The 16,130-nt window shown below is 67.2% G+C and carries 16 protein-coding genes; 13 read left to right on the top strand and 3 right to left on the bottom strand.

Translation table 11 applies throughout. The features are described 5' to 3' along the window. Window positions 1-75: 75 nt before the first annotated feature. Window positions 76-927 (top strand): fumarylacetoacetate hydrolase family protein, encoded by an 852-nt coding sequence (locus DFO65_RS10375; protein WP_113904351.1) that lies wholly within the window; start codon window positions 76-78, stop codon window positions 925-927. Window positions 928-1,089: 162 nt separating this feature from the next. Here DFO65_RS10375 and DFO65_RS10370 read toward each other — a convergent pair whose 3' ends face one another. Next, complete coding sequence (locus DFO65_RS10370; protein ID WP_113904350.1) at window positions 1,090-1,332, bottom strand: Rv0909 family putative TA system antitoxin; 243 nt, start codon at window positions 1,330-1,332, stop codon at window positions 1,090-1,092. A gap of 310 nt (window positions 1,333-1,642) precedes the next feature. On the opposite strand from DFO65_RS10370, the gene DFO65_RS10365 reads away from it, so the two are divergent. The 8 genes from DFO65_RS10365 to DFO65_RS10330 all read left to right on the top strand — a co-directional run bounded on the left by DFO65_RS10365 (window position 1,643) and on the right by DFO65_RS10330 (window position 10,706). After that, the gene (locus tag DFO65_RS10365) at window positions 1,643-3,082 is read left to right on the top strand and encodes a CaiB/BaiF CoA transferase family protein (protein WP_113904478.1); all 1,440 of its coding nucleotides are present in this window, start codon (window positions 1,643-1,645) and stop codon (window positions 3,080-3,082) included. A 105-nt stretch (window positions 3,083-3,187) separates the two neighbouring features. Continuing rightward, window positions 3,188-4,117 (top strand): hydroxymethylglutaryl-CoA lyase, encoded by a 930-nt coding sequence (locus tag DFO65_RS10360; protein ID WP_113904349.1) that lies wholly within the window; start codon window positions 3,188-3,190, stop codon window positions 4,115-4,117. After that, the gene (locus tag DFO65_RS10355) at window positions 4,114-5,340 is read left to right on the top strand and encodes a CaiB/BaiF CoA transferase family protein (RefSeq protein WP_220151270.1); all 1,227 of its coding nucleotides are present in this window, start codon (window positions 4,114-4,116) and stop codon (window positions 5,338-5,340) included. Before DFO65_RS10360 ends, DFO65_RS10355 begins: the two co-directional genes overlap by 4 nt. Window positions 5,341-5,350: 10 nt before the next feature. Then, window positions 5,351-6,394 (top strand): tripartite tricarboxylate transporter substrate binding protein, encoded by a 1,044-nt coding sequence (locus DFO65_RS10350; protein ID WP_113904348.1) that lies wholly within the window; start codon window positions 5,351-5,353, stop codon window positions 6,392-6,394. Window positions 6,395-6,476: 82 nt separating this feature from the next. Continuing rightward, entirely contained in the window at window positions 6,477-7,079 is a 603-nt protein-coding gene (locus DFO65_RS10345) for a tripartite tricarboxylate transporter TctB family protein (RefSeq protein WP_245940614.1), read from the top strand. Window positions 7,080-7,088: 9 nt separating this feature from the next. Then, a complete protein-coding gene (locus tag DFO65_RS10340; RefSeq protein ID WP_113904347.1) occupies window positions 7,089-8,603 on the top strand; it encodes a tripartite tricarboxylate transporter permease in 1,515 nt (504 codons plus the stop codon). Beyond that, entirely contained in the window at window positions 8,600-9,280 is a 681-nt protein-coding gene (locus tag DFO65_RS10335; RefSeq protein ID WP_113904346.1) for a helix-turn-helix domain-containing protein, read from the top strand. The genes DFO65_RS10340 and DFO65_RS10335 overlap by 4 nt, the downstream gene beginning before the upstream one ends. A gap of 814 nt (window positions 9,281-10,094) precedes the next feature. Further along, a complete protein-coding gene (locus tag DFO65_RS10330) occupies window positions 10,095-10,706 on the top strand; it encodes a hypothetical protein (protein ID WP_245940612.1) in 612 nt (203 codons plus the stop codon). Between the two features lie 241 nt (window positions 10,707-10,947). Here the strand turns inward: DFO65_RS10330 and DFO65_RS10325 are convergent, their stop codons facing one another. Further along, window positions 10,948-11,823, bottom strand: coding sequence for a LysR family transcriptional regulator (locus DFO65_RS10325; protein ID WP_113904345.1), 876 nt, complete (start codon window positions 11,821-11,823; stop codon window positions 10,948-10,950). Window positions 11,824-11,953: 130 nt separating this feature from the next. Between DFO65_RS10325 and DFO65_RS10320 the strand changes: the two genes are divergently transcribed. From DFO65_RS10320 to DFO65_RS10305, 4 genes are read left to right on the top strand one after another with little or no spacing between them, the layout of a single operon-like run. Continuing rightward, window positions 11,954-12,955: a Bug family tripartite tricarboxylate transporter substrate binding protein gene (locus tag DFO65_RS10320; protein WP_113904344.1), complete on the top strand. Its 1,002-nt coding sequence runs from the start codon at window positions 11,954-11,956 to the stop codon at window positions 12,953-12,955. A 2-nt stretch (window positions 12,956-12,957) separates the two neighbouring features. Beyond that, window positions 12,958-13,596 (top strand): tripartite tricarboxylate transporter TctB family protein, encoded by a 639-nt coding sequence (locus tag DFO65_RS10315; protein ID WP_245940610.1) that lies wholly within the window; start codon window positions 12,958-12,960, stop codon window positions 13,594-13,596. Between the two features lie 11 nt (window positions 13,597-13,607). Then, window positions 13,608-15,131, top strand: a complete 1,524-nt coding sequence (locus DFO65_RS10310) for a tripartite tricarboxylate transporter permease (RefSeq protein WP_113904343.1) — start codon at window positions 13,608-13,610, stop codon at window positions 15,129-15,131. Further along, on the top strand, window positions 15,128-15,520 hold the full coding sequence (locus DFO65_RS10305; RefSeq protein WP_113904342.1) for a universal stress protein: 393 nt from the start codon (window positions 15,128-15,130) through the stop codon (window positions 15,518-15,520). Before DFO65_RS10310 ends, DFO65_RS10305 begins: the two co-directional genes overlap by 4 nt. 97 nt (window positions 15,521-15,617) lie before the next feature. Here DFO65_RS10305 and DFO65_RS10300 read toward each other — a convergent pair whose 3' ends face one another. Then, complete coding sequence (locus DFO65_RS10300) at window positions 15,618-16,058, bottom strand: SAM-dependent methyltransferase (RefSeq protein WP_181778698.1); 441 nt, start codon at window positions 16,056-16,058, stop codon at window positions 15,618-15,620. Between the last annotated feature and the right edge of the window lie 72 nt (window positions 16,059-16,130).

The following is a 16,130-nucleotide window of genomic DNA, read 5'->3' as shown; positions in this document are numbered from 1 at the left end:
CAATGCGAGTTCCCGTCCCGGCCGTGGCCGCGACTCAGGCCCGACAGGCCTGTGCGGACACAGGAAGGGAACCGTATGGAGATACTGCGTTTGGGACCGATCGGCCAAGAGATCCCGGCCGTCCACAGCAACGAGACCTACTTCGATCTGCGCCCCCTCACCGGTGACATCGACTCGGCGTTCTTCGCCGACGGCGGCATCGAGAAGGTCGAGGCGGCGCTGGCCGCAGGAGAGCTGCCGGTGCTCGACGGCGCGGCGGACATGCGCATCGGCGCGCCGATCGCCCGACCCTCGTCGGTCGTGTGCGTGGGGATGAACTACGCCGAGCACGCCCGCGAGGCCGGTGCTGAACCGCCCACGGCCCCCGTCGTCTTCTTCAAGATGCCCTCGACGATCGTCGGACCCCACGACGCCCTCGTCCTCCCGCCCTACGCGACCAAGACCGACTGGGAGGTCGAGCTGGGGCTCGTCATCGGCACCCCTGCCTTCCGCGTCGCCTCGGCGGAGGAGGCCCTCGACCACGTGGCCGGCTACGTCCTCGCCAACGATCTGTCCGAGCGCAGGCTCCAGATCGAGGAATCGGGCGGGCAGTGGTCCAAGGGCAAGAACCTCCCCGGCTTCACGCCGCTGGGACCGGTCCTGCGCCCCGCCGCCGAGGTGGACACCCGATCCCTCGGCATCCGCAGCTGGGTCAACGGGGAGGTCCGGCAGGAGTCGACCACCCGTGACCTCATCTTCTCCGTCGGCGAGATCGTCCACCAGCTCAGCCAGGCGATGGCGTTCGAGCCCGGCGACCTCATCCTCACCGGGACGCCCCAGGGAGTGGCGATGTCCGGCAGGTTCCCCTACCTCGCCGATGGCGACGTCGTCGAGATCGAGATCGACGGTCTCGGCCGCCACCGGCAGCTGGTCACGGTCACGGACTGACCATGCGGCGGCGTCGCCGACTGACCACGGGTCGCGCGTCGCCGACTGACCACGGGCCGGACCACCGACGAGGTGCCCGAAGACGATCGACCGCGACCGGCGGACACAGGAGAGGGGCCGGAGCTGTGCGAAGCTCCGGCCCCTCAGTGCCTCAGGTGCGGGTCAGCGCTGCTCGCCGAAGCCGCCGTCGCCCTCGGAGCCCTCTTCGGGCTGGCCGCTGTCGCCGCCACCACCGAGGAAGTCACCCGCGGCGTCGCGTCCCTGCTGGATGTGGTCGGAGTGCTCTCCGCCGGTGGCGTTGTCTGCCGCATCGGCCGCCCGGTCCAGGCCCTGGTTCGCGAATTCCTGGCCCTGCTCGGAGTTGAGCGCGTCCTTCGCCTGGTTTGCGTAGTCTTCGATACCCATGGTGATGCCTCCTTGGTGGTGGATGACCGCCGCGATTGTCGCGACTTGGCCGTCAGTCTTCGGCACCGCCGCAGGGGAACGCAACAGCGAGGGCGGTTTATTACACGATGTTTTCAGAAGACTCAGAGTGCGTTCATGTTTCTCAGGATCTTCCCACTCACTGCTCAAGTTATCGTCGTCGGACCGTGATGCTCGCGGGCTATCCTCCCCGCGGGGCACCGCAGCGGCGTCTGACAATGCGGATGACCGACGCGCGGGAGGACGACGATCTGGCACGATGTCGACGAAGCCACGGACGAAGGAGGTCGACATGGATGCCGACAGAAGCGCAGAGCACGAGGAGCGCCGTGACACGGCCGAACATCCGGCGGAGCACGACGAACTCCGACCGCTGCGCGGAGTGCGCGTCCTCGAGCTCGGCAACTACATCGCGGCTCCGACTGCCGGTCGCATGCTCGCCGACTTCGGCGCCGAGGTCATCAAGATCGAACGCCCCGGCACCGGCGACGAACTGCGCAACTGGCGGCTCAAACGCGGCACCACCTCGCTGCTCTACCGGACGATCAACCGGAACAAGAAGTCCGTCGTCCTCGACCTGCGGTCCGACGAGGGGCGCGAGGCGGTGCTCGAACTCGTGCGTCGCAGCGACATCGTGCTCGAGAACTTCCGCCCGGGCACCCTCGAGAGGTGGGGGCTCGGCCCCGACGTCCTCGAGGAGGTCAACCCCGAGGTCGTCCTCGTGCGCATCTCCGCCTTCGGCCAGACCGGCCCGATGTCGGCGCGTCCCGGCTTCGCCGCCGTCGCCGAGGGGTACTCCGGCTTCCGGGAGCTCGTCGGCGACCCCGATCGCCCGCCCGTGCGCGTGGGCGTCTCGATCGGCGATTCGATCGCGGGAATGCAGGCCGCGTTCGGTGCGTGCATGATGCTCTTCGACCGGGAGCGCCGGAGAAGGGCCATCGCCGAGGCGGCTGCCCATGATGCCTTGACCGCCGAGGCGACTGCCCACGATCCCTCGACCGCCGCGGCGGCTCCCCGTGACCGCCCGTCATTGGCCGACCGCGCGATCGACGTCGCCCTCAACGAGGCGATGTTCTCCGTCATGGAATCCCTCGTCCCCGACCATTCGGCGTTCGGCGAGGTGAGGACCCGCACCGGGGGCCGGATGGAGGGCATCGCCCCGTCGAACGGGTACCTCTGCGCCGGCGGGAAGTCGGTCGTCATCGCGGGCAACGGCGACGCCATCTTCAAGCGACTGATGACCGCCATCGACCGTCCCGACCTCGCCGAGGATCCCGAGCTGCAGACCAATGCGGGACGCTGGAGGAGGCGAGACGACCTCGACGAGGCGATCGGCCGGTGGTGCGCCGACCGCGAGGTCGCCGAGGTCCTCGAGGTCATGGAGGCCGCCGAGGTGCCCGCCGGGCCGATCAGCACCGCCGAGGACCTCGTCGCCGACGAGCAGCTCGCGGCCCGCGGGATGATCCAGCACCTCGACGTCTCGACGGGCGAGGAGACCCTGCACGACGTCGCCTTCCCCGGCATCACTCCCGTCATCGGCGGCCGCTCGCTGCCCATCGATCACCTCGGCCCCGACCTCGGCGAGCACACCGCCGAAGTGCTCGCCCGGCTCGGCCTGGGACGCACGGACGAGGAAGAGCCGACGACCATCCAGCCCGGTCCCGTTAAACGGGACCAACTGCAGCCAGTTCGCGCCCTGTTCTCACGATCCGACCCTCTGATGTACCGCTGACCGGGAGCTCTGTGCTATTCATGGGTAGGGCGCGCGAAGAAGCGCCCGCCCATCACCTCCTCGATCCCACGGACCGGGACTGAGGTCTTCCGGCAAGGAGCACGAATGGTTCGGCCACAGGCGGTCACGATCCTCGACACCACTCTGCGCGACGGGCTGCAGATCGAGAAGGCCATGGTGCCCACCGACGTCAAGGTGCGCCTGGCCCAGCGGCTCATCGCCGCCGGACTGCGGCAGATCGAGGTCGGGTCCTTCGTCAACCCGAAGAAGGTCCCGCAGATGGCGGACACTGACGACCTCCTCACCCGGCTCCGCCCGTACGAGGACGACGGCGTCGAGTTCTTCACGCTCGTCTTCAACCGCAAGGGCGCCGAACGCGCCGCCGACGCCGGGGCGAAGAACATCAAGCTCGTCCTCTCCGCCTCCGAGGGCCATTCCCGCGCGAACTCCGACGCCCCGATCGCCCAGGCCACCGAGCGACTGCTCGACGCCGCCGACTGCGCCCGCGACCACGGCATCCGCTTCGACATCACCACCGCGGTGAGCTTCATCTGCCCCTTCGACGGGATCACCCCGGCCGAGAACCTCGTCGAGGTGCTGCGGCCCTTCGTCGACGCCGGAGCGGCGGCGATCGGCATCGCCGACACCATCGGCAACGCCCACCCCTCCCTCGTGCGGACGAACACCTCGGCGGTGCTCGAGGCGTTCCCGGGCACACCCCTGGGGCTCCACCTTCACGACACGTACAACTTCGGGATGGCCAACGTCGTCGCCGCCCTCGACCTCGGTGTCGCCTCCTTCGACGCCGCGATGGGCGGCCTCGGCGGCTGCCCGTTCGCTCCCGGCGCCGCCGGCAACATCGGCACCGACGACCTCGTCCACCTGCTCCACCGCGAAGGAGTGGCCACGGGCGTCGACCCCGAGGCGCTCGCCGAGGTGAGGGCCCCGCTCATCGAGGCCGTCGGCCACGAGCTGAGCTCGAGCCTGTCCCAGATCCCCGCCGCCCCCGCGGCCTATCAGGGCGCGTCCCGGTGAGCCCCGCCTCCGCCGTCACCGCCGAGAGCCTGCCCCTGACCGGCATCCGCGTCATCGAGTTCTCCCACATGGTCATGGGCCCGAGCTGCGGGATGATCCTCGCCGACCTCGGCGCCGAGGTCATCAAGGTCGAACCCCGCGGCAGAGGCGACAAGACCCGCTACCTGCCCGGCTCCGGCTCGGGACTGTTCCCCGCGTTCAACCGGAACAAGAAGAGCGTGCAGCTCGACATCGCCGAGGCGCGCGACCGGGAGACCGCCCTGTCCCTCATCGAATCCGCCGACGTCCTCCTCGAGAACTTCCGGGTCGGGAAGATGGAGTCGATGGGATACGGATACGAGGAGCTCTCCGCCCGCAACCCGGGTCTCGTCTACTGCTCGCTCAAGGGGTTCCTCCCCGGGCCCTACGGCCGGCGCGCTGCGCTCGACGAGGTCGTGCAGATGCTCGGCGGACTCGCCTACATGACCGGTCCGCCCGGTCAGCCGCTGCGCGCCGGCGCCAGCGTCAACGACATCATGGGCGGGATGTTCGGCGTCATCGGCGTCCTCTCGGCCCTGCGGCTGCGGGAGCGGACCGGCCGCGGACAGGTCGTCAACTCTGCGCTGTTCGAGAACAACGCGTTCCTCGTCGGCACCCACATGGCCCAGGCCCAGCTCACCGACGAACCCCTGCGGCCGATGCCGACGCGGATGGCGACCTGGGCCGTCTACGACATCTTCCGCGATCGCCACGGCAGCCAGATCTTCGTCGCCGCCGTCAGCGACGGCCAATGGCGCGACCTGTGCGAGGAGTTCGGCCTCGACGACCTGCTCGCCGACCCCGACCTCGACGACAATCAGGGGCGCGTCGACCAGCGCGATCGCATCCACCGGACCCTGCAGTCGGCGCTGTCGGCACTCGACCTCGACGCGATCGAGGCCAAGTGCACCCGACGCGGACTGCCCGTCGCCCGGGTGAACACCCCGGCCGACCTCACCGCCGACGAGCACCTCGTCGTCTCGGGGGCGCTCGCCTCGACCGGCCTGCCCCCGCCATCGGAGGCCGAGGACGGTCCGCGCATCGACCTCCCGCTGCTGCCGCTCACCCTCGACGGGCGACGGCTGGGCCTGCGCAGCGACGTGCCGGCCCCCGGCGAGCACAACGCGGAACTCCGCGACCACCTCGGCGTGGATCGACCGGACGGCCCGGACACCACTGCCACCGACAACCCTGAAGAATTCTAAGGAGCAAGCCATGCGATCAACGACGATCACCCGAGACCGCCGGGGCACCTCGGCGAGGAAATCCGCGGCACTCGCGGCCGGGGCGGCCCTCGCCTCGGTGACGCTCATCCTCTCCGGATGCGGGCAGAAGGCCCAGCCTCCCGGCGACGGCGGCGACTACCCGAGCGGGCCGGTCACCGTGAGCGCGCCCGCCGAGCCCGGCTCGGGCTGGGACACGACCGCCCGCGCGATCACCGAATCGCTGCAGAAGGAGAAGATCGTCTCCACCCCGCTGCCCGTCCAGAATCGCCCCGGCGGAACGGGCTGCACGTGGATGACGTCGATGATGGAGCAGGAGAAGGGCAAGGACGACCAGGTCGCCGTCACCTCCCTGGCCAGCCAGACGATGAAGGCCCGCGGACTGTGCGAGTACGGCCCCCAGGACACCACCCTCATCGCGACCCTCTACGTCGAGGACTTCATGGTCGTGACCCCGGCCGACAGCGACATCGCAAGCGTCGAGGACCTCGTCAAGGCCCTCAAGGACGATCCGCAGAAGGTCACGGTCGCTGCCGCCGGCGACGACACGCTGCCGTTCGCGCTCTTCGCCAAGGAGGCAGGCGTCTCGCCTGCCGACATCAACTTCGTCAACTACGACGGAGGCGGCGAGCAGACCACCGCGATGCTCAACGGCGATGCGAAGGTCGCCATCGCCGGCATGAGCGAGTTCCGTTCCGTGCTCGAATCCGGTGACATCAAGCCGCTCGTCACCTTCGCCGACGCGCCGCTCGCCGCGCCCTTCGACTCGGTGCCGACCGCCGTCGACTCCGGCTACGACGTGACGCTAAGCAACTGGCGCGGCGTCTACGGCCCCGCCGAGATGCCGCAGGCCGCCGTCGACTTCTGGGCCGGAGCGCTCAAGGACATGTCCGAGTCCGCGTCGTGGAAGGACACCTTGGAGAAGAACCAGTGGGCTCCGGAGTTCCGGACCGGCGAGGACGCCCAGCAGTACGTCGAGGAGGCCGCGACCACCGTCGAGGCCGGAGTCAAGGAAACCGACATCGGCAGCAAGTGAGCATGCTCGGCCGGTGGCGGGGCCCGCGGGTCCGCCACCGGCCGTGCCGTCCCGTCGATCCCCTGAGCAGAAGGTTCGAACCATGGTCCGGTCCCTGACCGCAGCCCGCCGAGGTGACATCATCACCGGAAGCGTCATCGTCGTCATCGGCGTCGTCTACTACAGCGCGACGTTCGCCATCCAGCGCACCGACGACATCATCACCCCCGCGACGTTCCCCGCGATCGTCGGGATCGCCCTCATCCTCCTCGGCGGGGCCCTCGTCGTCACCGCCCTCGTGCGGAAGGGCGCCGAGGCGGGAGCCGGTCTTCCGACCGCCGACGTCCCCGACGCGTCCGAGCTCCCGGGCGGCGCCGCCTCGGCGGGGATCCGGGACGAGGATGCCGCCTCAGCGGTTTCACGGGACGACGCCGCCTCGGCGAGCACGGTCGTCATCGAAGCACCGGCGGAGCCCGCGGCCAGGCGGGTCGTGCTCCAGTTCGCCCTCTTCTTCGCCTACCTCGCCATCCTTATCCCGGTCGGGTTCCTGCTCGCGACGGCCGCCTTCCTCATGGCTCTGACGAGCATCTACGCTCCCGATCGGTGGTTGCGGAACCTCATCTTCTCGGTGCTGTTCTCGGCCGTCGTGTACTTCGCATTCGTCTACGGGCTGGCCGTCTACCTGCCCGTCGGGATCCTCGGTTAGGGGGCGGGCATGGACACTCTCGTCGATCTGGGCAACGGATTCGCCACCGCACTCCAGCCGGCCAGCCTCGCGTTCGCCCTCCTCGGCGTGCTGCTGGGAACGGTCGTCGGCGTGCTGCCGGGAATCGGGCCGATCTCCGCGATCGCGATCCTCATCCCGGTGTCGTTCGGGATGGAGCCGATGCACGGGCTGATCCTGCTCTGCGGCATCTACTACGGCTCGATGTACGGCGGGTCGATCACGGCCACCCTCATCAAAACCCCTGGTGAGGTCTCGAGCGCGGTGACCGCCATCGAAGGGTACGAGATGGCGCGGCAGGGGCGGGGGAAGACCGCCCTGGCGACCGCCGCGATCGGGTCGTTCCTGGCCGGGACGCTGGCGATCATCGGACTCACCTTCCTCTCACCGGTGCTCGTCGAGCTCGCGACCGTGTTCGGGGCCACGGAGTACTTCCTCCTCATGGCCACCGCCCTCGTGCTCGCCTCGACGATGTCCTCCGGATCGCGGATCAAGGCGCTGATCTCCGTGTTCATCGGTCTCGCCGTGGGCCTCATCGGCCTCGACTTCCAGACCGGTCTGCCCCGGCAGACGTTCGGCATCAGCCTGCTCTCCGACGGCATCGACTTCACGATCTTCGCCATGGCCCTGTTCGCGATCCCCGAGGCGATCCGCAACCTCGCGCTCGGGCGCGGCGGGAAGGAGGAGATCCAGAGCTTCGGCGGTGACAAGTGGATGACGAGGGAGGACTGGCGACGCTCGACCGGTCCGTGGGCCAGGGGTTCCGTGCTCGGGTTCATCATCGGGGTGCTGCCCGGAGTCGGGCCCTCGCTGGCCTCGTTCATGTCCTACATCATGGAGAAGCGGCTCTCGAAGCGGAAGGACGAGTTCGGCCACGGCGCGATCGAAGGCGTCGCCGGACCCGAGGCCGCGAACAACGCCGGCGTCGGCGGTGCGATGGTCCCGCTCTTCAGCCTCGGCATCCCCGGGTCGGCGACCACGGCGCTGCTGCTGTTCGTCTTCACGATGTACGGACTGCAGCCCGGGCCGCTGATCTTCCGCGAGGAATCGGGCCTCATCTGGGCGATCATCGCGAGCATGTACATCGGCAACATCGCGCTCATCGTCCTCAACCTGCCGCTCGTCGGCGTCTTCGTCAAGCTGCTCAAGATGCCCAAGGAGATCCTGTTCTCCGCGATCCTCGTGCTCGTGGTCATCGGCGCCTATGCGATCGAGTTCAGCCTCTTCGGGCTCGGGCTCCTCGGGATCTTCGGCGTCATCGGCTACCTCATGGAGAAGGGCGGGATCCCGCTGGCCCCGTCGATCCTCGCGCTCGTCCTCGTGCCGCTGCTCGAGGACAACTTCCGCCGGATGCTCCAGATCTCCGGGGGATCGTTCCTGCCGCTGGTCACGCGACCGCTGTCGCTGGCCATCGTCATCCTCATGGTGCTCGGCATCGTCGCCCCGATCGTCTTCCGCTGGTGGGTGCGCCGGCGGCAGCTGCTCACGGATGTCACGGTCGTATGAAGGAGATCGGAGTCATCGATCGCAGCGCGGCGATCCTCACGGCGCTCCAGGAAACACCGATGACCGCCGCCGAGGTGTGCCGGCGGCTCGGCTATTCGAAGTCGACGACGTACCGCCTGCTCGCCGACCTGCGCGCCCACCGGTTCATCGTCCGCGACTCATCGGGCCTGCTGCGGCTGGGCCCGTTCCCCGGCCGCCGCAGCATCGCCACGACCACCTCGGTGCTCGAGCACCTGCGGTCGCTGACCGGCGAGTCCGTGCAGCTGTGGGTGCGGGTGGGGGAGGACCGGGTGTGCGTGCGCACCGCCGAGGCCGACCACGAGTTGCGGGTCTCGCGCAGCGTCGGCACGATCCTGCCCCTGGTCGACGGCGGGTCGGCGGCACTCGCCCTGTGCGGGCCCGGCAACCCGCAGGAGTTCTACGCGACGAAGCAGGCGCGGGTGACCGGCACCGCCTCGGCGAGCGTCGCCTTCACCGTCGGCTCCACGGTGCTCGCGATCTGCGTGTCCTATCCGCTGTCGAGGGAGCCGGAGAACGTCGCCGGCGCCTACCGGGGTCTCCTCACCCAGGCGGCCGCGGAGCTGCGCCAGGTCCTCGAGCGCAGTGAGGAGCTCGGTGTCCTCCGCGACATCGCCCGGCTCGCGATGGGAGCGAAGAAGCAGCAGGCCGGAGGGTAGGGCAGGGTTCAGCTCCGGTCGCGGGGAGGCAGCTGGGTGTCCGGCGGGCGCGTCCGGCCGGCGCTGTACCTGGGTGCCCGGCCGCTTCCGGCGCGAATACTGAGTGTCTGGTGTGGGCCTCCGGCGCGGCCGGGTGGTTCTCCGGTAGGTAAGGGTCGAAAACCCCGCTGGAAATCGGCCTTTAGCTCCCTGAAAATCCCGGAGTCGTGAACGCGGTCGCGAACGCGAACGCGTTCACGGTCGACACCGTGTGCGCCTCGCGGTGGCGGCGGCGCACCTGCTGCACCGAGCGGACTCGGGCTCGGTGGGCTGTGGACGAAGCGGCTGTCCAGCCGTCGCGGGTCGGCCCTCCACTGACTCGGACGCGACAGATCGGAGATGATGCGTGCCATCGCATGTCGTCACTCGTGTGCACTGGCCGGTGGATGGGCACCTGTGTATCCACAGGCACTTGCGAATGGCTTCAGCTCAGGGACGAAGAGGACGACCATCGGCAGGTATGGACGGTCTCTACGAACTGCGTGACTACCCGGTTCTCTTTCGCACCCGCGAGGCAGCCAATCGTGGGATCAGCCGTTACCGGCTCCGCTTCGATTCGCGATTCGCTCCGCTGGTGAGGGGCGTCCATTCGGATCCGCGTGAACGGCAGGAGCTCTGGACGCCCGTGTGGGCTGATTCCGCGTGGATGGAGGAGAGTCTTCGGCTGCGAGCTGCCGAGATGGCTGTGTCAGGAATCGGGGCCGCCTGCTTCACGGCGGCGCGGCTGCTCGGAATGCCCCTGCCGAATCGGGCACATGACAGTGCGCTTCATCTCGTGACCACCGACTGGGACAGGAAGATCGCCAGGACGGGTATCCGGGCATATCGACACCGAGGCACTGCGGTCGAACGGTGGATCGGGCTGCCGTTCGGTCGCCCGGCCGACATGTTCATCGACCTGGCAGAGGTGCTCACGGTCGACGAGCTGATTGCCGTGGGAGACGCAATGGTCGGACCCTGGCATGGACCGGCGATCTACAGGCTGGAGGAACTGCGCGGCTATGTCATCGGTCGGAAGTACCTGCGTCAGAGGCAGAAGCTGGAGCGCGCCCTCGGCATGGTCCGGTCGGGCGTGGACTCTCCACAGGAGACCAGGCTCAGGCTCTGGGTTGTCGCGCGCGGGTTCCCAGAGCCGGAGGTCCACCCGAGGATCTTCAGCCCGTATCTCAATCGGGTGATCGAACCTGATCTGGGATATCGAGACAGGCGCCTGGCCCTGGAGTACGAGGGAGACCACCATCGATCCTCCCCTGCGCAGTGGGACAGTGACATCAGGCGGGACGAAGGTCTGCGCAGACTGGGCTGGGTCGTTTTCAGAGTGACCGCGAGGACGAACCTGGCGGAGCTGGAACGGCAGATTGGGGACCACCTCGGCGCCGGCACGTGACTCGTCATCGAGAGTCGCCGAGAGGCCGCGCGTCCGACCGGGCCGAGGCTCAGTGGGGTCACGAGTCGAGAGCCGAATTCCCGGGAGGTAAGGATCGATTTCACCGCTTCGAATCGACCTTTACCTCCCGGACAATCGATCGTCCACGTGTCTCAGGATGCTGTCCGGGGGCTCCCTGAGGTGAACTCCGCCGAAGCCGTGGGTGACGGGCGGGGGGCATGCAGGTCGTCTGCGCGGCTGGTCAGCTTCGGATCACCGAGAGGACCCGCTGCAGTGCGGGATTGCGGGACTGCCGGTTCCACAGGGCCTTGAGCTCGACGATGTCGTCCATGAGGTCGGCGAACTCGAGGTAGCGAACGCCGGGAATCCGCAGCAACGAGGTGGATTCGGGGACGAAGGCGATGCCGTGCCCGTCCGCGACGAGATTGACCATGGTGAGGACCTGGCTGAGCGAGTGCTTGATCATGTGGCGATCGATCGGGAAGTGGCGGACGATGAGGTTGTAGAAGTACGTGGCCTTCGTCGCCGAGTGCAGGATCAGAGGCTGGCCGGTCACGTCCGACCTCAGCAGCGGGCGGTCGAGCTGAGCGAGAGGATGCGCCTCGGGCACCGCGAGCAGCAGGCGTTCGGCGAGGAGGAGCTCGGACTCGATCTCGGGCGGGGTCACCTCCAGTCGACCGATTCCCAGATCGATGTGTCCTTCGGCGAGGTTCTCGAGCTGGTCGCCCGTGACCATCTCGTGGAGATCGAGATCGATCCCGGGCAGTCGGTCCTCGATCACCGATACCAGGCTTCCGAGGATGCCGAACCCACTGGCTGCGGTGAAGCCCATGCTGAGTCGGCCCCACTGGCCCGAGGCGATTCGTCGGGCATCGCGAGGGGCACGATCGGAGACGGCGAGCAGTGTTCGCGCGTTGACGAGGAAAGCCTCTCCGGCGGGGGTGAGGCTGACACGGCGGTTGTCGCGCTCGATGAGGGTCACCCCGACGAACCGTTCGAGTTTCTGGATCTGTCGGCTCAGCGGCGGTTGCGTCATCGACAGTTCCTCGGCCGCTTTTCCGAAATGGAGATGGTCGGCGACCGCCACAAAGCATCGCACTTGATCCAGGGTGTACATCGATACCTTCCGAGCATTATTCCATGCAGATATCAGCATAGACAATATCAATGGTGCTTTCTAGGCTCACTGAACAGGAGCTCGACGAGGCACACGGACGTGTCGGCAGAGCCGACTGAAAAGGACTGACATGAAGATCATGAAGCGAAAGGCGGCGGGACTGCTCGCCGCGACCTCGACCCTCGCAGTGGTGCTGTCCGGATGCGGCGGCAACGTGGCCGCCGGCGGCGGTGGAGACGCCGCCGACTATCCCACGAAGGAAGTCACTGTGACTGTTGGAGCGGCGGCGGGAGGGTCGACGGACCTCATTGCCCGTGCTGTCAGCGAAGGTGCGTCGGCCGAGCTCGGGCAGTCCATGCCGGTGGTCAACAAGCCCGGTGCCAATGGCGCTCTGGCTGCCAATGAAGTCGCCGCCGCTGCGCCCGACGGATACAGCATCGCAACACTCAACGCCTCCCTCATCACCATCACACCTTTGGCCGTGGGAGAGGAGGAAGCAGTGAGCATCGATGACTTCGAAGTCATCACCGGTATCTCGCAGGATGACTACGTACTGGTCGCCAACCCCGACGCCGGAGTGAAGACGCTGGACGACGTCAAGTCGAGCGATTCCACTCTCTCGTTCGGCACGACGGGTGTGGGCACCGGATCGCAGTTGGCGCAGAGCCTGCTGCTGGCTGAGCTGGGAATCGAGTTCACAGAAGTCCCCTTCGATTCCGGTGCGCCGGCTGTGACTGCGACATTGGGGAATCAGGTGAATCTCTCCACCGTGCAGCTCGGAGAGGCGAAGCCGCACATCGACGCAGGCAAGCTGGTGCCGATCATCGTCTTCTCCAAGGAACGCAACAAGTTCCTCGACGATGTGCCGACCGCGGCCGAGGAGGGATTCGACATTCCCGTGTCCCAGTACCGGGCGATGGTCGCTCCCAAAGGCACTCCCGACGAGGTGATCAAGAAGCTCGATGACGCCTTCAAGGCGACGTTCGCCACCGAGGAGTACAAGGAATTCAATGAGCAGAACCTCCTCACTCCGCACGAAGTCTCCGGTGACGAGATCGCCGAGGAGTGGTCCGCGCTCGCTGATCAGTACAAGAAGCTCGTCGACGAGCACAAGATCGATCTCTCCGATTGAGGATGACGATGATCTCGAACAGGCCAGCCGACATGCCGCTCGATCCCGGGCCGGCGGATGGCGCGACCCCGACAATCGAGAGTTCTCCAGCCACCGCTGGAGCATCGGATGAGATCCGCGATCCTGTTGGTGAGAACCTCAGGCTCGAGGAAGCGGAGACGCCGGAGGAACTGGTGTCCATCTGGGAATCCGAAGGCCCTGCCCCGAGCGGAGGCCTGGCCAACCTCGTCTCCTGCCTTGTGACCGGAGGTCTGGGGCTGGCGGGGATGGCGCTTTCGTGGAATTTGGGTCTGGGGTCCTTGGTCGACCCCGGGCCGGGGTTCTTCCCATTCGCAGTGGCCCTGATCGCCGCGGTTCTCTCGGCCGCCCAGATCTTCCTTGGGCGGAGAGGAGGGGATGGTGAGAAGTTCACGTCGTACTCCATGGCAGTGGTCTGGGGCGTGGTCAGTCTCGCGATCTTCGTGGCTGTGCTGCCGCTCATCGGATTCGAGATTCCCGCGCTCCTGCTGTCTTTCGTGTGGATGAAGCACCTCGGCGGTGAGTCCTGGAGGTCGGCCACGATCTACTCGGTCCTTGTGGTCGCCGCGTTCTATGCCATCTTCGTCGCGGCCCTGCGCACGCAGATCCCCCACCTGTTCTGAGGAATGCACTCATGGAATTCTTCACTCCTGTCATCGAGGGGTTCGGGACCGTTCTCGAGCCTGGAAACCTCCTCTACTGCTTCATCGGTGTGCTGGTGGGGATGCTTGTCGGCGTGCTGCCCGGCCTGGGGCCGTCGGCCACCCTCGCGATCCTTCTGCCACTGACGTTCGGGCTCGAGCCGGTGACAGCGATCATCATGCTCGCGGGAATCTTCTACGGCGCTCAGTACGGTGGGACGATCACCTCGGTGCTCCTCCGTCTTCCCGGAGAGGCGAGTTCCGTGGTCACGGTCTTCGACGGCTACCAGATGGCCAAGCAGGGCCGAGCGGGAACTGCGCTCGGTGTGGCCGCGATCGGATCATTCATCGGCGGCACCGCGGCTATCATCGGACTGACGTTCTTGGCTCCGCTCATTGCCTCGTTCGCTCTGGACTTCGGTCCACCTGAGTATGCGGCTCTCGCTCTGCTCGGCGTCACACTCGTCGCGACGATCAGCTCGGGCAACAAGGTCAAAGCACTCATCGCGGCTGCCCTCGGCGTGTTCCTGGCGATGGTGGGACGGGATGTCTTCACCGGGACCGAACGTTTCACCTTCGGCAACCTCAGCCTCGGCGATGGAATCGACTTCGTCATCGTCGCCATGGGCCTGTTCGGTGTCGGTGAGATCCTGTACAACCTGGAGGAGCGCCACCGTGCCTCGGCGCCTCCGAAGAAGGTCGCGCATGTCTGGCCGACGAAGAATGATCTCAAGCGCTCATCGGGTGCCATCGGACGCGGTTCGGTGCTGGGCTTCCTGCTCGGTATCCTGCCCGGAGGCGGGGCGACGATCTCGTCGATGGCCGCCTACGGTGTGGAGAAGAAGATCGCCAAGGACCCGTCGAGGTTCGGCAAAGGCGCGATCGAAGGCGTCGCTGGACCGGAATCGGCGAACAACGCGGCCGCGACCTCTTCGTTCATCCCGCTGCTGAGTCTGGGGATCCCGGCCAATGCCACGATGGCCATGATGTTCGGGGCGCTCCTGATCCAAGGGATCACACCCGGGCCCCTCCTGGTCTCTGACGAGCCCGAACTGTTCTGGGGTGTCGTCAACTCGATGTACATCGGCAACATCCTGCTGCTGATCATGGCGATCCCGCTGATCGGAGTGTTCGTCAAAGTACTCCGAGTGCGCCCGGCGATCCTCGCCCCGATCACCGTGCTCATCACGTTGATCGGCGCCTACACCGTGAAGAACTCCGTTTTCGATCTGGTGCTCCTGGTCGTCTTCGGCGTCATCGGCTACCTCATGAAGAAAACCGGCTTCGAACCAGGACCGCTGGTTCTCGCGTTCGTGCTCGCCGAGATGCTGGAGTCGAATGTCCGTCGGTCGCTTCTCCTCTTCGAAGGAGAACTCTCCTCGGTGTTCACCCGACCGATCACGGTGAGCCTGCTGGCGCTCCTCGTCGTCGTCATCGTGCTGCCCATGATCCGGACTCTGCTCGATCGAGCGAAGTCCCGGCCGGCAGACAAGGAAGAGAAAGGGGTCCACGTATGAGCATCCTCGTCGGATATGTTCCCACGGAGACGGGAGAGGCTGCGGTCGATGCGGCCATCAGGGAAGCGGCGTGGAGGGGAGTCAAGCTTCGCATCGCGAACTCGAGAAAGCGCGGCCCGCTGGTCTCCGATTCAGTGGCCGAGGACGAGGCCCTTGATGCCATCAGGCAGCGGGCAGCGGACGCCGGTGTCGACGCCGAGGTCTACACACTGGCCCATGAGGACGACGCCGCCGATTCCCTGCTCGAGGCGGCCGACGCCTGGCAGGTCGATCTCATCGTCATCGGCCTGCGCAAGCGTTCCCAGGTGGGCAAGTTCATCATGGGATCACTGGCACAGCGCATCCTGCTGCAAGCCGAAGTGCCGGTGCTCGCGGTCAAAGCCGGCTGAACCGAGTCGCTCTGCGAAGCGGACAGCAGAAGACCAAAGGAGCGGGCAGCAGAGGTCGGCGGACATCCGGTCAGCGTCACCCTGCCGAGGCAGTGGCTCAAGCTGTTTCCCGGGGAGGCAGCCCCACCTCCCGAAGCGGATCCCCGCCGTCGATGAAGAGCCGTCCACCCGGCGTGAGCGCAGCCGCGATTCGCGTGAGAGCGAGCCTGCCCGTCTCCGGGTGTCGTCCGTCGAGGGCGCCGACGCGGATGCCGAACGCGAGGTCGAAGGGTCCCTCGTCCGGCAACAGGACGAAGTCCTCGACGGCGATGTGTCGCACGCTCATGCGGCCAGCGGAGATCTCGACCTCTGCGTTCCTCTCGGCCAGGGCGATGCTCCGCTGCGAGCGATCGATCATGAGGATGTGGCCGGTCCCGATGCGAGCCGCCACCGCCTTCGCCGCGGCACCCGGCCCGCCACCGATCTCGAGCACCCGCAGACCAGGCCGCAGAGGCAGCGCGGCGACGATCGCGGCGAGGCGTGGGGAGAGGGCGTTCATGGTCGTCGCGATCCGTCGGGCTCGACTGCTGCACGAGCAGCGCACATGACGACGCCGAAGAGGCCGGAACAG

The sequence above is a fragment of the Brevibacterium sanguinis genome (assembly GCF_003315415.1).
GTDB lineage: Bacteria > Actinomycetota > Actinomycetes > Actinomycetales > Brevibacteriaceae > Brevibacterium > Brevibacterium celere_A.
The sequence above is the reverse complement of the archived record's forward strand: the minus strand, read 5'-3'. Positions and strand labels throughout refer to the sequence as shown.

What these genes read in the sequence shown, in the direction of transcription:
- DFO65_RS10360 (WP_113904349.1), top strand. Translation starts at nt 3,188, where the DNA reads ATGGTTCGGCCACAGGCGGTCACGATCCTCGACACCACTCTGCGCGAC.
- DFO65_RS10320 (WP_113904344.1), top strand. Translation starts at nt 11,954, where the DNA reads ATGAAGATCATGAAGCGAAAGGCGGCGGGACTGCTCGCCGCGACCTCG.
- DFO65_RS10375 (WP_113904351.1), top strand. Translation starts at nt 76, where the DNA reads ATGGAGATACTGCGTTTGGGACCGATCGGCCAAGAGATCCCGGCCGTC.
- DFO65_RS10305 (WP_113904342.1), top strand. Translation starts at nt 15,128, where the DNA reads ATGAGCATCCTCGTCGGATATGTTCCCACGGAGACGGGAGAGGCTGCG.
- DFO65_RS10345 (WP_245940614.1), top strand. Translation starts at nt 6,477, where the DNA reads ATGGTCCGGTCCCTGACCGCAGCCCGCCGAGGTGACATCATCACCGGA.
- DFO65_RS10315 (WP_245940610.1), top strand. Translation starts at nt 12,958, where the DNA reads ATGACGATGATCTCGAACAGGCCAGCCGACATGCCGCTCGATCCCGGG.
- DFO65_RS10365 (WP_113904478.1), top strand. Translation starts at nt 1,643, where the DNA reads ATGGATGCCGACAGAAGCGCAGAGCACGAGGAGCGCCGTGACACGGCC.
- DFO65_RS10340 (WP_113904347.1), top strand. Translation starts at nt 7,089, where the DNA reads ATGGACACTCTCGTCGATCTGGGCAACGGATTCGCCACCGCACTCCAG.
- DFO65_RS10300 (WP_181778698.1), bottom strand. Translation starts at nt 16,058, where the DNA reads ATGAACGCCCTCTCCCCACGCCTCGCCGCGATCGTCGCCGCGCTGCCT.
- DFO65_RS10350 (WP_113904348.1), top strand. Translation starts at nt 5,351, where the DNA reads ATGCGATCAACGACGATCACCCGAGACCGCCGGGGCACCTCGGCGAGG.
- DFO65_RS10325 (WP_113904345.1), bottom strand. Translation starts at nt 11,823, where the DNA reads ATGTACACCCTGGATCAAGTGCGATGCTTTGTGGCGGTCGCCGACCAT.
- DFO65_RS10310 (WP_113904343.1), top strand. Translation starts at nt 13,608, where the DNA reads ATGGAATTCTTCACTCCTGTCATCGAGGGGTTCGGGACCGTTCTCGAG.
- DFO65_RS10370 (WP_113904350.1), bottom strand. Translation starts at nt 1,332, where the DNA reads ATGGGTATCGAAGACTACGCAAACCAGGCGAAGGACGCGCTCAACTCC.
- DFO65_RS10335 (WP_113904346.1), top strand. Translation starts at nt 8,600, where the DNA reads ATGAAGGAGATCGGAGTCATCGATCGCAGCGCGGCGATCCTCACGGCG.